11 protein-coding genes are annotated in these 12,450 nt (G+C 68.6%); 8 read left to right on the plus strand and 3 right to left on the minus strand.

What is annotated here, in order from left to right:
• Positions 1 to 7 precede the first annotated feature (7 nt).
• The 3 genes from Aco04nite_RS19810 to Aco04nite_RS19820 all read left to right on the plus strand — a co-directional run bounded on the left by Aco04nite_RS19810 (position 8) and on the right by Aco04nite_RS19820 (position 2,473).
• Positions 8 to 886, plus strand: a complete 879-nt coding sequence (locus Aco04nite_RS19810) for a Sco1979 family transcriptional regulator (protein WP_212998727.1) — start codon at positions 8 to 10, stop codon at positions 884 to 886.
• Between the two features lie 106 nt (positions 887 to 992).
• On the plus strand, positions 993 to 1,520 hold the full coding sequence (locus Aco04nite_RS19815; protein WP_212998728.1) for a GNAT family N-acetyltransferase: 528 nt from the start codon (positions 993 to 995) through the stop codon (positions 1,518 to 1,520).
• Complete coding sequence (locus tag Aco04nite_RS19820) at positions 1,517 to 2,473, plus strand: aldo/keto reductase (protein ID WP_212998729.1); 957 nt, start codon at positions 1,517 to 1,519, stop codon at positions 2,471 to 2,473. The genes Aco04nite_RS19815 and Aco04nite_RS19820 overlap by 4 nt, the downstream gene beginning before the upstream one ends.
• A 60-nt stretch (positions 2,474 to 2,533) precedes the next feature.
• On the opposite strand, the gene Aco04nite_RS19825 is transcribed toward Aco04nite_RS19820, so the two are convergent.
• On the minus strand, positions 2,534 to 3,490 hold the full coding sequence (locus tag Aco04nite_RS19825; protein ID WP_212998730.1) for a methionyl-tRNA formyltransferase: 957 nt from the start codon (positions 3,488 to 3,490) through the stop codon (positions 2,534 to 2,536).
• A gap of 99 nt (positions 3,491 to 3,589) precedes the next feature.
• Between Aco04nite_RS19825 and Aco04nite_RS19830 the strand changes: the two genes are divergently transcribed.
• Positions 3,590 to 4,885, plus strand: coding sequence for a lysine N(6)-hydroxylase/L-ornithine N(5)-oxygenase family protein (locus tag Aco04nite_RS19830; RefSeq protein WP_212998731.1), 1,296 nt, complete (start codon positions 3,590 to 3,592; stop codon positions 4,883 to 4,885).
• 108 nt (positions 4,886 to 4,993) lie between these two features.
• On the opposite strand, the gene Aco04nite_RS19835 is transcribed toward Aco04nite_RS19830, so the two are convergent.
• The gene (locus tag Aco04nite_RS19835) at positions 4,994 to 5,770 is read right to left on the minus strand and encodes a nucleotidyltransferase domain-containing protein (RefSeq protein WP_212998732.1); all 777 of its coding nucleotides are present in this window, start codon (positions 5,768 to 5,770) and stop codon (positions 4,994 to 4,996) included.
• Positions 5,771 to 6,154: 384 nt separating this feature from the next.
• On the opposite strand from Aco04nite_RS19835, the gene Aco04nite_RS19840 reads away from it, so the two are divergent.
• The gene (locus Aco04nite_RS19840) at positions 6,155 to 6,595 is read left to right on the plus strand and encodes a hypothetical protein (RefSeq protein ID WP_212998733.1); all 441 of its coding nucleotides are present in this window, start codon (positions 6,155 to 6,157) and stop codon (positions 6,593 to 6,595) included.
• A gap of 107 nt (positions 6,596 to 6,702) precedes the next feature.
• Here Aco04nite_RS19840 and Aco04nite_RS19845 read toward each other — a convergent pair whose 3' ends face one another.
• Entirely contained in the window at positions 6,703 to 9,087 is a 2,385-nt protein-coding gene (locus tag Aco04nite_RS19845; protein WP_212998734.1) for a beta-glucosidase family protein, read from the minus strand.
• Positions 9,088 to 9,158: 71 nt separating this feature from the next.
• Here Aco04nite_RS19845 and Aco04nite_RS19850 point away from each other — a divergent pair, with 71 nt between their 5' ends.
• The 3 genes from Aco04nite_RS19850 (at position 9,159) to ybeY (ending at position 12,450) form a co-directional block, all read left to right on the plus strand.
• Entirely contained in the window at positions 9,159 to 10,559 is a 1,401-nt protein-coding gene (locus tag Aco04nite_RS19850; RefSeq protein WP_244876132.1) for a serine hydrolase domain-containing protein, read from the plus strand.
• Between the two features lie 217 nt (positions 10,560 to 10,776).
• Positions 10,777 to 11,820 (plus strand): PhoH family protein, encoded by a 1,044-nt coding sequence (locus Aco04nite_RS19855; RefSeq protein ID WP_212998735.1) that lies wholly within the window; start codon positions 10,777 to 10,779, stop codon positions 11,818 to 11,820.
• A gap of 156 nt (positions 11,821 to 11,976) precedes the next feature.
• A complete protein-coding gene (gene ybeY / locus Aco04nite_RS19860) occupies positions 11,977 to 12,450 on the plus strand; it encodes an rRNA maturation RNase YbeY (protein ID WP_203841384.1) in 474 nt (157 codons plus the stop codon).

Genomic DNA, 12,450 nt, shown 5'->3' on the forward strand with positions numbered 1-12,450 from the left:
GAGAGCCATGCCGGTGAGCGCACCAGAGCAGAACGGCGGGCCCACGGTCCGCCGGTTGCAGCTCGGCGCCCGCCTGCGGAGTCTGCGCCTGGCCGCGGGGATCTCCCGCGACCAGGCCGGCTACGAGATCCGCGGGTCCGAATCCAAGATCAGCCGGATGGAGCTGGGCCGCGTCGCGTTCAAGGAGCGCGACGTCATCGACCTGCTCAAGCTCTACGGGGTCACCGACGACGGGGAGCACGAGCGTCTGCTGGCATTGGCGCGCGAGGCCAATTCGCCGGGCTGGTGGCACTCGTACGGCGATGTGCTCACCACGTGGTTCCAGAACTATCTGGACCTCGAACAGGCCGCCGAGCTGATCCGCACGTACGAGATCCAGTTCGTGCCGGGACTGCTCCAGACCGACGCGTACGCCCGAGCGGTCATCATGCTCGGACACGGCACCGCCTCAGCCGAGGAGATCGACCGGCGCGCCGACCTGCGCATGGCCCGTAAACAGCTCCTCACCCAGGAGCAGTCCCCGCGGCTCTGGGCGGTGATCGACGAGGCGGTCCTGCGCCGTCCGATCGGCGGCCGTGAGGTGCTCCGCGAGCAGATCCGCTATCTGATCGACGTCTCCACCCAGCGCAACGTACGGCTACAGGTGATCCCGTTCCAGTCCGGTGGCCACGCAGCCGCCGGCGGCGCGTTCTCCATCCTGCGCTTCTCCCACCAGCACCTGCCCGACGTCGTCTACATCGAGCACCTGACGTCCGGCCTCTACCTGGACAAACGCGAGGACGTCGACCACTACGCGGCCGCGATGGGCCGCTTGGTCATCGAGGCTGAGCAACCCGACCGTACCCAGGAACTCCTCCGGAAAGCCCTCCGCGACCTCGAAGATTGACCACTTGTCCGGACCGGCGGTCGGCGCCGGTCCGGACAAGAGGGAATCCCGGCCTGATCGGGGAAAGTCGCTGGCGGTGGCTTGACGGTGCCGTGAAGATCGCTGGATGCATGTATTCGGCGAGTTGGTGAAGTTGCGGGCCATGGGGCCTTCGGATGCCGAGGCTCTGTGGCGGTGGAACCACGATCCGGTGGTCATGCGGTGGATGCATGAGAACTATGCCCAACCGCTGGAACGTACGCGTGCCTGGCTCGAGGAGCGGCCGCGGAACGAGTACGGCAATGTGCTCTTCGGGATCGAGACGCTTGCCGGGCAGACACTCATCGGGCTGATCGTGTTGCGCGATGCCGAGCCTGAACTGGGCTGCGCCAAGATGGATATCTACATCGGTGAGAAAGACCACTGGGGCAAGGGGTACGGGACCGATGCCGTGCGCACGGTGTGCCGCTACGGATTCGACAAGATGCGGCTGCACAAGATCTCTCTGACCGTCGTCGCGGCGAACGAGCGGGCGCAGCGGGCGTACGAGAAGGTGGGCTTTGTTGTTGAAGGTCGGCTTCGCAGCTGCTTCCGCAGGGACGGGGAGTGGTTCGACGAGCTGACGATGGGCTTGCTCGAGGGGGAACTGCGGTGAGGACCACAACACTCGGTAGTAAGGGTCCACAGGTCGGCGTCGTCGGTCTGGGGTGCATGGGGATGACGCATGCGTACGACCTGGGTGCCACGCGGGATGATGTGACATCGATCTCGGTCATTCATCAGGCGATCGATCTCGGGATGACGCTGATCGACACGGCCGACGTGTACGGGCCGTTCACCAACGAGGAACTGGTCGGGAAGGCCCTGGCCGGCGGGTGGCGTGACCGGGCCGTGCTGGCCACCAAGGTCGGCCTGCTCTCGGCGGGCACCGCGGGGCTGGTGCGCGACGGGAGCCCGGAACACGTCCGCACGTCGATCGACGACAGCCTGAAGCGGCTCGGCACCGATCATGTGGACCTCTACCAGCTGCATCGCGTCGACACCGCCGTGCCGATCGAGGAGACCTGGGGCGCCATGGCCGAGGTTGTCGCGGCCGGTAAGGCGCGGCTGATCGGGCTCTCCGAGGTGAGCGTCGAGGAGATCAAGCGGGCGCAGGCTGTGCACCCGGTCGCGTCCGTGCAGTCCGAGATGTCGCTGTGGACCAGGGACGCGCTCGACGACGTGCTGCCTTACTGCGCGGAGCAGGGCATCGCGTTCTTACCGTTCTCGCCGCTCGGGCGGGGGTTCCTGGCCGGCCGGTTCGCTTCCTTCGATGACCTGCCGCAGGACGACTTCCGGCGCGGGCTGCCGCGGTTCCAGCAGGACGCGCTGCGCGCCAACCTGGAGATCGTCGGCCAGGTGCGCGCGGTTGCTGAGCGGATCGGGTCCAGCCCCGCAAGGGTTGCGCTTGCCTGGGTGCTCGCGCAGGGCCGGTACGTCGTGCCGATCCCCGGCACCAAGACGCCGAAGTACCTGACCGACAACGCAGGTTCCGCCGACGTCATCCTCGGAGAGGCCGAACTCGCCGAGCTGAACGCCTTGCCTGCCCCGGAAGGCGGCCGTTACTGAGGCCCCCGCGGGGAAATACCGAAGTCCCGCGGGGGCGAATACTGAGTGCGGCCTGCGTTCCTACTCAGGCGAAGGCCGGCTGGTGAGGTAGCCGCCCATGGTGGTGAAGTACTCGTGGGCGGCCAGCTCCGTGCCGTCCTCCGTGCGTACCTTGGTGATCAAAAGGGCTTTGCTGCGGCCGCGACGGGCCTCGGCGCCGGCGACAACCGCGACCCCGTCGCCCTCGCGGTAGAAGATGCGGCCCGGGGTGCCGCCGTAGACGGCCTCGGAGACGCGGGCGGAGATGATCTCCAGGCGCTGCTGTTTGTGGAAGCAGAAAGCCTGCGGGTAGGGCGCTGACTGGGCACGGACCAGGCGGGACAACTCCTCGGCGGTCCAGGTCCAGTCGATGCGGATGTCTTCCTCGGAGCGTTTGTGGAAGAAGCTGGCCTTCGAGCGGTCCTGCGGCACGAAGTCCCTGCGGCCTGAGGCGATCTCGGCGAGACCGTCGACGGTGATCGGGCCGAAGAGCTCCAGCGTTTTGTGGAACAGGTCGGTGGTGGTGTCCTCGGGGCCGACCGGGACGGCGCGCTGCAGGACGATCGGTCCGGCGTCGAGGGTGTCGTCCATCATGTGCGCGGTGACGCCGACCTCGGGTTCGTCGTTGAGCAGGGCCCAGATCAGGGGCGAGAATCCCGCGTACGCCGGGAGCAGCGCATCGTGCACGTTGAGCGTCCCGAAAGCCGGCAGTGTGAAGATGCGCGGCGGGATCCAGGTGCGCCAGTTGGTGGCGACGATGACGTCCGGCGCGACCTGTTTGAGGGCTTCGTAGAGCTCCTCGTCGTCCGGCCGTTCGCGGACCATGACGGGCACGCCGGCCTCGCGCGCGAGCTCCTCGACGGAGTCCGACCAGACTTTCTCGTAAGCACCTTCACCGCGCGGGTGGGTTACCACCATGGCGACGTCGTGCTCCGAATCCAGCAGGGCTTGCAGGGTTCGGTGCCCCCACGTCTGGAAGCCGAACATGACGACCCGCATGAATATCTCCTCATCCGACACCGTGGACTTGAGCGTCTGGGCTTAGGTTAGGCTAACCGAAATCCGGGGTCAGAACGGCCCCGCCGTGGAGGGACGGACATGTCTGAACCTGAACTCGATGTCGTGGGGATCGGCTTCGGCCCGTCCAATCTGGCCTTGGCTCTCGCGGTGTCGGAACATAACGGCGCCGGCGGTTCCCCGGTCTCCACACGGTTCCTCGAGCGACAGGCCTCCTTCGGATGGCATCGCGGGATGCTGCTCGACGACGCCACCATGCAGGTCTCGTTCCTCAAGGACCTGGTGACCCTGCGCAACCCGACCAGCGAATTCAGCTTCCTGCGCTACCTGCACAGTCGCGGACGGCTGATCGACTTCATCAACCACAAGAACCTGTTCCCGCTGCGTGCGGAGTTCCACGACTACTTCACGTGGGCCGCCGAGCAGGTCGCCGACCAGGCCACCTATGACGCCGAGGTGCTGTCGGTGACCCCGGTCGAGGATGCCCGCGGTGAGGTCGGCGCGGTCGACGTACTGTCCCGCCAGGGCGGCAGGCTCACCACCCACCGGGCCCGCAACCTGGTCATCGGCACGGGTCTGCGTCCCCGGCTGCCCGAGGGCGTCACCGCCTCGGACCGGATCTGGCACACCAGCGACCTGTTGCACAAGCTCCCGCTCGTGCGAGGAACCCGTCCCCGCCGTTTCATCGTCGTGGGTGCAGGCCAGAGCGCGGCCGAGGCCGTCGCCACCCTGCACACGGAATTCCCCGAGTCCGAGGTCTGCGCGGTCTTCTCCCGGTACGGCTACTCGCCGGCCGACGACAGCTCCTTCGCCAACCGCATCTTCGACCCGGACGCGGTGGACGAGTTCTTCAGCGCCCCCGAGGAGGTCAAGCGGCAGCTGATGGACTATCACAGCAACACGAACTACTCGGTCGTCGACATCGACCTCATCAACGACCTGTACCGCCGCCAGTACCAGGAGAAGGTTCTCGGCCGCGAACGCCTCCGCATGATCAACGTCTCCCGCATGACGGGCGTCGCGGACGGCCCATCGGGCGCGGTTGCCAGCATTCAGTCGCTGGTGACGGGCGAGACCAGCACCCTCGAAGCGGACGTGGTGGTCTGCGCGACGGGCTACCACCAGGCTGACCCGTACGCCGTGCTCGGTGACGTGGCCGCCCTCTGCCACCGTGACGCCCAGGGACGGCCGAAGGTGGAGCGTGACTACCGCGCGGCGACCGACCCGCGCCTGCGGGTGGGCATCTACCTGCAGGGGGGTACGGAGCACACGCACGGCATCACCTCCGCGCTGCTCTCCAACACGGCGATCCGAGTCGGCGAGATCCTCGGTTCGGTGGTCACCCGTCGCACGGCGCCGGCATTGATCGCAGCTTGACCCGAGCTCCGGCCGCAGCTTGACCCGAGCTCCGGCCGCAGCTTGACCCGAGCTCCGGCCGCAGCTTGACCCGCGGCCAGGTCGCGGCTCGGCCCGCGGCCGGTGGGGTCAGGTCCGTGGTGTCTTGGTGCCGTGCACCCGGGTGTATTCGGCGGCGAGCCATTCGCCGAGCTCGTCGATGAGCGTGAGGAGGGTGGTGTGGTCCCCGGCAGGGTTCCGCGCCACCCGCAACGCGTCACGCATCTGCCCGGCGTGGTCGGGGTAGTAACCGGCGAAGATGTCGGTGGATCGTTCGAGGTCGCTGGTCCAGCTGCCCCATCGCGGCATGACCAGCGTGAACCCGGTGCGGATCAGCCGGCGGGCCAGCACGCGACTCAGCGCCGGGTCATTGACGGCGAGCCTGCGCCGCCATTCGGGGAGGACCAGCCCCAGATCCCCGTTCGTCTCCCGGGCCAGCAGCGACGTGGGGAAGTAGGCCGGTAGCTGCTCGGCGAGGTCGTCGCCCACCAGCGGCGTGCAGAGGCACGCGGTGAAAAATCCGAGATCGTGACGTTCGAGATCGCTCAGCAGGGTTCGCGTACTGAACAGCAGGATCCCGGCTCCGTCGATCTGCGGGAAGTACCGATCAAGATCTATTTCCAACGTACGCGCGTCAGCGCGCTCCTTCTCCCCTGGCTCCTCGCGCAGCGCCAGCATGAGGTCCAGGTCGGAGACGCCGGGTGTAGCCGTGCCGCGTGGAATGCTGCCGTAAATGTATGCACTGTGCAGGCGTTCCGGGCCGAAGGTCGAGGCGATCCTCGTCCGTGCCGCGGCGACGACCGGCGCGAAATCGGCCGGTACCCCCTCGAGGTTGCCTTCGCGGGGGATTCGGGTTGGTTCGGGCATGGCGTGACGGCCCATCCGTGAGCCGCCGCGGCGGCAAAGTTTGTTGTGACCGGGCGGTCACGGAGTGATATTTGCTGGTCAGTGGGGGTCTGCCGGTAAAGCTTCACAGAATGCATCGGGCATCGGCGGGCGTCGAAGCAACGTAACGAGCGTTAGGTGCCCGGCCTGCGGTTTTCCGGCGCAAGGGGGTGAAGATCGACCTAACTTCCAATGTCGACTCATCCGTTCAGACGAACTGCGTTCACGGATGTTGTTCTTGGTCGTCACTCAGAGGAAACTCAGCCCTCGCGTTGATCCCTCCCCCTCGACGCTCAAGGACGTGTGATGACCCACCCCCACGAAACCGTTTCCTCGACCCCGCGAAAGCGAAGTCCCCTTCCCTGGGTGCTTCTCGCGGTTTTCATCGTCGCCCTCGGCGTGGTGCTCGTGCCGCGCCTGATCGGCGAGGACTCCCAGGCCCCGGCACCCGTCGCCGAGTCCGAGGCGGACCCGCTGCTCACCGCGGTCAGCAAGTGCGACCAGGGCAAGCAGCAGTTCCTCAAGCTCTCCGACAAGAACAAGACGCTGAATGTGAGCGGCGCCGGGAAGAAGTTCCCGGTCGGTCTCAGCGAGGACGGCCTGAACTGCGTGTTCAGCACGCTGAGCATCCCGGGCGCACTCAGCGACCGGATGACCACCACGGTCGCCGCCGACGGCAAGCTCGAAGGTGACTGGCCCGGCTTCAGCGTCACGTGGACCAACGACCCCGACAAGGGCCTCGACTTCACCGTGACGCAGACCGACTTACCGTCGGCCAGGAACAACAAGCACGCGCCGGCCGGCTGACTACCGGCCGGGAACAAGCAAGCACGACGCGGGCCGGCTGATCGTCGGCCGGGAACAGGCAAGCACGACGCAGGCCGGCTGACTGCCGGCCTGCGTCGTTGGCGGGCCTACAGCGACAGCGTCGCGGTGAGACGCGGATCGTCGAGGGCATGGGCGGCAGTGATCGCGTACGCGCCCGGCACCGTGTGCCAGCCCTCGTCCCAGACCTGCCAGGTCCGTTCGGGCAGCGGGATCCGCACGGTGACGGTCTCGCCCGGGTGCGCCGTGACCGGGACGAAACCGGCGAGCCAGCGTTGCGGGCGCCCCGGCAGCACACCCCGCGGACCGACACCTGAGGGTGCTTCGCCGCTCGGGCCCGCGTACACCTGGACGATCTCACGCCCTGTGCGTGCGCCCGTGTTCGTCAGGGTGACCACAGCCTCGGTCGCTGTTACCGCGAGTGTCTCGTAGGTCCAGGTCGTGTAGCCCAGCCCGTGCCCGAACGCGTACAGCGGTGGCACGCCGGTGAGGTCCCAGGCGCGATAGCCGATCATGACGCCCTCGTCGTAGGAAACGACCCCGTCACGGGGCTGGACCGCGAAGATCGGGCAGTCCTGTTCCCGGCGCGGCCAGGTGGTCGGCAGCCTTCCGCCGGGTTCCTGGACGCCGAGCAGCACATCGGCGAGTGCGGCGCCCGCCTCCTGGCCGGGGAACCAGGTGAGCACGATCGCCGCGACGTCGTTCGCCCAGGGCAGGAGGACGGGCGAGCCCGCGTTCACCACGACGATCGTGCGGGGGTTGGCCGCGGCTACGCGTACGACCAGCTCGTCCTGCCGGCCCGGCAGCGCCAGTGACGTGCGGTCGAAGCCCTCGGACTCGACCTGTTCGGTGGTGCCCACGACCACGATCGCGACATCCGATTCGCGGGCCAGTGCCACCGCCTCGTCGATCATGCCGTCGGCGGAAACCCCAGGACCCTGGTGGCCGAGCGTCGCGGAGACCGTGTGCGCCAGCCCCGGCTGGATGATCTGCCGCAGCACCACTTCCACGGGTACGCCCGAAGCCAGCTCGACGATCGCCCGATGCTCGCGGGGCGACAACAGCAGGTCGGCCCGTCCCGTGCCCGGGGGGTGCAGCGTGCCCACGTAGAGGTTGTGCCCGTCGACCACCAGCTCGAAGCTGCCGAACCCGGAAACCGCGAACGTGTGCTCACCGGATTCCGAGGGGGTGAACATGGTCCGCAGTTCGAGCCCGGTCACCTCGGCGGGGGCGATCGCGCCGGGCAGGTCACCGATCCACCGGACCGCCGCCGCCGGCACCTCGAAACGGTGGCCCGCGCCGAGCAGCGTCACCTCGGTGGGCTGCGGAAGCGCCGGAAGGAACGGCCGCGGATCGGCACCGACGGCGTGCACGACGTCGACGCCCGGCAGTGCGCGGCTCAGCCCCTCGAACGGGGAGATCACGTGCGGCGGGGTCACCTGCGCGCTGCCGCCGCCGAGGACCCGGGCGTCGGTGGCGAGCGCCCCGATCACCGCGATCTTCGTCAGCGCCGCGGCTTCGAGCGGAAGCGCGTAGTGCTCGTTGCGTGCGAGCACGAACGAACGGGCGGCCAGATCGTGCGCCACCGAGTCGCCGTCGAGCTGCTCCACGTACGGTTCCGTGGCAGCGCCGAGGGCACCGACCCGGGCAGCGAGCCGCAGCACCCTGCGTACCTTGTCATCGATCAGCTCTTCGGCCACCTCGCCGGAGCGGACCGCCGCGACCAGCTTGTCCCCCCACGGGTTCTCCAGGGCCGGCATGGCGATGTCGAGACCGCCGAGCGCGGCACCCACCGTGTCCCTCGCCGCGCGCCAGTCGGAGACGACGACCCCGTCGAAGCCCCACTCGTCCTTGAGCACGTCCGACTGCAGCGGCCCGTTCGACGCCATCGACAGCCCGTTGACGCCGTTGTACGCGCTCATCACGCCCCAGCCGCCGGCCTGCACGACCCGCTCGAACGGCGCCAGGTAGACCTCGCGCAGCGCGCGCGCACCGATACGTACGTCGACGGTCATCCGCTCGGTCTCGAAGTCGTTGCCGACCAGATGCTTCACCGTGGTGCCCACGCCGTGGTCCTGGACGCCGAGCACAAAACCCACCGCGATCTCGCCGGACAGCAGAGGATCCTCGGAGTAGCACTCGAAGTGCCGCCCGCCCAGCGGCGTGCGCTGCAGGTTCACCGTCGGTCCCAGCAACACGTGCACGCCCTTGCGCCGCGACTCCTGGCCGAGTAATCGACCCGCCGTACGCGCCATCGCGGGGTCCCACGTCGCGGCGAGCGCCGTGGGGGAGGGCAGGGCGATCGAAGGGTCGTCCGGCGCCCAGCCCGTGCCGCGTACGCCGATCGGCCCGTCGGACATGACCAACGAGCGCAGCCCGATGCGCGGTATCGCGGGCAGTGACCAGAAGTCCTGCCCCGCGAGCAGCGACACCTTCTCCTCGAGGGTCAACTGCTTGACCAGTTCATCAGTCATGGAAGCGCTCCCATCCGTGGTAACGGGCATGATCCTACGTACGCGTAAGTCGCCGCTCTAGGATCATCGCGGTGACTTCCGAACGCTTGATCCTCGCCCAGCGACGCCTCGAACGGGCAGCCCGACGTGCCCAGGCCGACGGAAGAGTGCCCGCGCTCTCCGCCGCCCTGTACCGCGCGGACCGTGACCCGTGGACATTCACCGTCGGTGACTCCGGCAACGAGGCCCACCCGCTGGACGACGACAGCCGCTTCCGCATCGGATCGGTCACCAAGACATTCACCGCGGTGCTGGTCCTGCAGGCCCGCGACGACGGCCTGCTCGACCTCGACGACCCGATCTCCGCGCACCTCGACGTCCCCGCCCACGGCACCGCGACGATCCGCCGGTTGCTCTCCCACACCGCGGGCTTCCAGCGCGAACCGCACGGCGACGTCTGGGACACCCTCATCGCCCCCGGTGACCGGCAGCTCCTCGACGACCTCGCCCGGGCCGAGCGGGTGCTGCCCAACAGCCGCCGCTTCCACTACTCCAACCTCGGCCTGGCCGTCCTGGGCCAGCTCGTCGCCGCACTGCGCGGTGGCACCTGGGACTCGGTCCTGCGAGAACGCATCCTCGACCCGCTCGGCCTCAGCGCGACCACCGTCGAGCCCACGGCCGACGCGGCCGTCGGCTACCTGGTCGACGCCTACTCCGACACCGCCCGCCCCGAACCGCAGCTCGAACTCGGCGGGGCGTCCCCGGCCGCCCAGATCTGGAGCACGGCGGGTGACATGGCCCGCTGGGCGGCGTTCCTGACCAGCCCCGACATCATCGACCCCGGCGCACAGGTGCTCGCCCCGGCCAGCCTCGACGAGATGCGCTGGCCGCTCACCACCACCGACGAGACGCTCTGGTCCGGCGGCTTCGGCCTCGGCCTGATCCTGGTCCCGCAGGGCAAGCGGGTCGTGCACGTCGGCCATGACGGCGCGATGCCCGGCTTCCTCGCGGGTGTCTACGGCCGTCGCGGCGGCGAAGGCAACCCGGGCGCGCTCGGCGCGGCGGTCCTCGGCTCCTCGGGCACGGCCGGTGAGATCAACGACCTTGTCCACGAGCTGTTGCGGATCGCGGTGGAGGAGGACCCGGCGGAGATCCAGCCGTGGAAGCCGGGCCCGGCTGCCCCGCCGGAATACCGCTCGATCCTGGGCCCGTGGTGGAGCGAGGGCATGCAGTTCGTCTTCGCCTGGCACGACGGCGCGCTGCAGGCCCGCGGTGCCGAGGCCCCGGTGGACCGCCCACCGGCGATCTTCCGGCCGCTTCCCGAGAACCCCGACCTGCTGCGTACGCTCTCCGGCCGCGAAGCCGGCGAGCTGCTCCGCCTGACCCGCGACGAGGACGGCGCGGTGGTCCGGATGCACTGGGCGACGTACCGCTTCACCCGCATCCAGGAGACCTTCGACAACATCCCCGTCTCGTACGGCCCCGACGTCTGAGCCGCATTGATCTTCGTTCGCCCCCGATCCCGCACGAGCTGGGGGCCTGATCCCGCACGAGCTGGGGGAGAGTCTCGACACAGCGGCGCGGAAACCGGCGGTAATGGCCTCGGCGAGGTCGTGCCCGAGCGGATACGATGGCACGCGATCCTTACGCGCCGCCGTCAAGGCGGAGACGAGACAGAGAGCAGGTGGCGTAGGCCGTACGGCCGCCCCTATGACCGGCACCGAACACAGCAGCGCTGCCGCTCGGGTGCAGACCAAGATCTCGGTCGCTGACCCGAAGATCATGGTCAACCTGCTCGGCCCCAAGGACGAGATCCTCCGGCTCGTCGAGCGCACCCTCGTGAGCGACGTGCACGTGCGCGGCAACGAGATCACCATCACCGGTGCTCCGGCGGACAACGCCACCGCGGAGCGGCTCTTCTCCGAGCTCATCGAGCTCATCGAGAAGGGCGAGACGCTCACCGTCGACGCCGTGCGCCGCACGGCCTCGATGCTGGAGCAGAACACCACCGAGCGGCCCGCCGAGGTCCTCACCCTCAACATCCTGTCCCGGCGCGGACGCACCATCCGCCCCAAGACCCTCGGCCAGAAGCACTACGTCGACGCCATCGACGAGAACACGATCGTGTTCGGCATCGGCCCCGCCGGTACCGGCAAGACGTACCTCGCCATGGCCAAGGCCGTGCAGGCCCTGCAGGCCAAACAGGTCAGCCGGATCATCCTCACCCGCCCGGCCGTCGAGGCCGGCGAGCGCCTCGGCTTCCTCCCGGGCACGCTCAACGAGAAGATCGACCCCTACCTGCGCCCCCTGTACGACGCCCTGCACGACATGCTCGACCCCGAGACCATCCCCCGCCTCATGCAGGCGGGCACGATCGAGGTCGCCCCTCTGGCCTACATGCGTGGTAGGACATTGAACGACGCGTTCATCATTCTCGACGAGGCGCAGAACACGACTCCCGAGCAGATGAAGATGTTCCTGACCCGGCTCGGGTTCGGCGCGAAGATCGTGGTGACCGGTGACGTCACGCAGGTCGACCTGCCCGGTGGCACGACCAGCGGGTTGCGCATCGTGCGGGAGATCCTGAAGGGCGTCGAGGACGTGCACTTCGCCGAGCTGTCCTCGTCCGACGTCGTCCGGCACCGGCTGGTCGCGGAGATCGTCGACGCGTACGCCCGGTACGACGCCGAGCTGGAGCAGAACGACCAGCAGCCCGTGCGTGCGGTGCCCGGCCGGCCCAACCGCAGGCGTTGACGCTCCGGAAACACCGGGAAGCGCACAATGTAGGGCAGACAACTTCAGATGTAACGGCCCGGACCAGTTCTCTACTGGCCCGGGCCGCACCACCGAGTACCTTCACCGCCGGGTCCACCGGCGATGGGACCGATCGAATCAGGGGTAAAGCACCACATGTCCATCGAGATCGCCAACGAGTCGGGAGTCGAGGTCGAGACCGACGCGATTCTCGCGGTGGCCCGGCACGCACTCGAGGAGATGGGGGTCAACCCGCTCGCCGAGTTGTCGATCCTGCTCGTCGACATCGACTACATGACCGAGCTCAACCATCGGTGGATGGGCAGCGACGGCCCGACCGACGTGCTCGCCTTCCCGATGGACGAGGGCAGCGTCGACCACGGCCCCGGCGAGGCCGGCACCGGTGAGCCCGCCCTGCTCGGTGACATCGTGCTCGCCCCCGAGGTGGCCGCGAAACAGGCCGTCACCGCCGGTCACTCGGCCGCCGACGAGCTCCACCTGCTCACCGTGCACGGTGTGCTGCACCTGCTCGGTTACGACCATGCCGAGCCGGACGAGGAGCGCGAGATGTTCGCCCTGCAGGCACGGCTGCTGCAGAGCTGGCGCTCCGGGCGGCGGACCGGCGGTTAG

Source organism: Winogradskya consettensis, assembly GCF_018332715.1.
Classification (GTDB): Bacteria; Actinomycetota; Actinomycetes; order Mycobacteriales; family Micromonosporaceae; genus Actinoplanes; species Actinoplanes consettensis.

What these genes read in the sequence shown, in the direction of transcription:
- Aco04nite_RS19810 (WP_212998727.1), top strand. Translation starts at nt 8, where the DNA reads ATGCCGGTGAGCGCACCAGAGCAGAACGGCGGGCCCACGGTCCGCCGG.
- Aco04nite_RS19815 (WP_212998728.1), top strand. Translation starts at nt 993, where the DNA reads ATGCATGTATTCGGCGAGTTGGTGAAGTTGCGGGCCATGGGGCCTTCG.
- Aco04nite_RS19825 (WP_212998730.1), bottom strand. Translation starts at nt 3,490, where the DNA reads ATGCGGGTCGTCATGTTCGGCTTCCAGACGTGGGGGCACCGAACCCTG.
- Aco04nite_RS19830 (WP_212998731.1), top strand. Translation starts at nt 3,590, where the DNA reads ATGTCTGAACCTGAACTCGATGTCGTGGGGATCGGCTTCGGCCCGTCC.
- Aco04nite_RS19835 (WP_212998732.1), bottom strand. Translation starts at nt 5,770, where the DNA reads ATGCCCGAACCAACCCGAATCCCCCGCGAAGGCAACCTCGAGGGGGTA.
- Aco04nite_RS19845 (WP_212998734.1), bottom strand. Translation starts at nt 9,087, where the DNA reads ATGACTGATGAACTGGTCAAGCAGTTGACCCTCGAGGAGAAGGTGTCG.
- Aco04nite_RS19855 (WP_212998735.1), top strand. Translation starts at nt 10,777, where the DNA reads ATGACCGGCACCGAACACAGCAGCGCTGCCGCTCGGGTGCAGACCAAG.
- ybeY (WP_203841384.1), top strand. Translation starts at nt 11,977, where the DNA reads ATGTCCATCGAGATCGCCAACGAGTCGGGAGTCGAGGTCGAGACCGAC.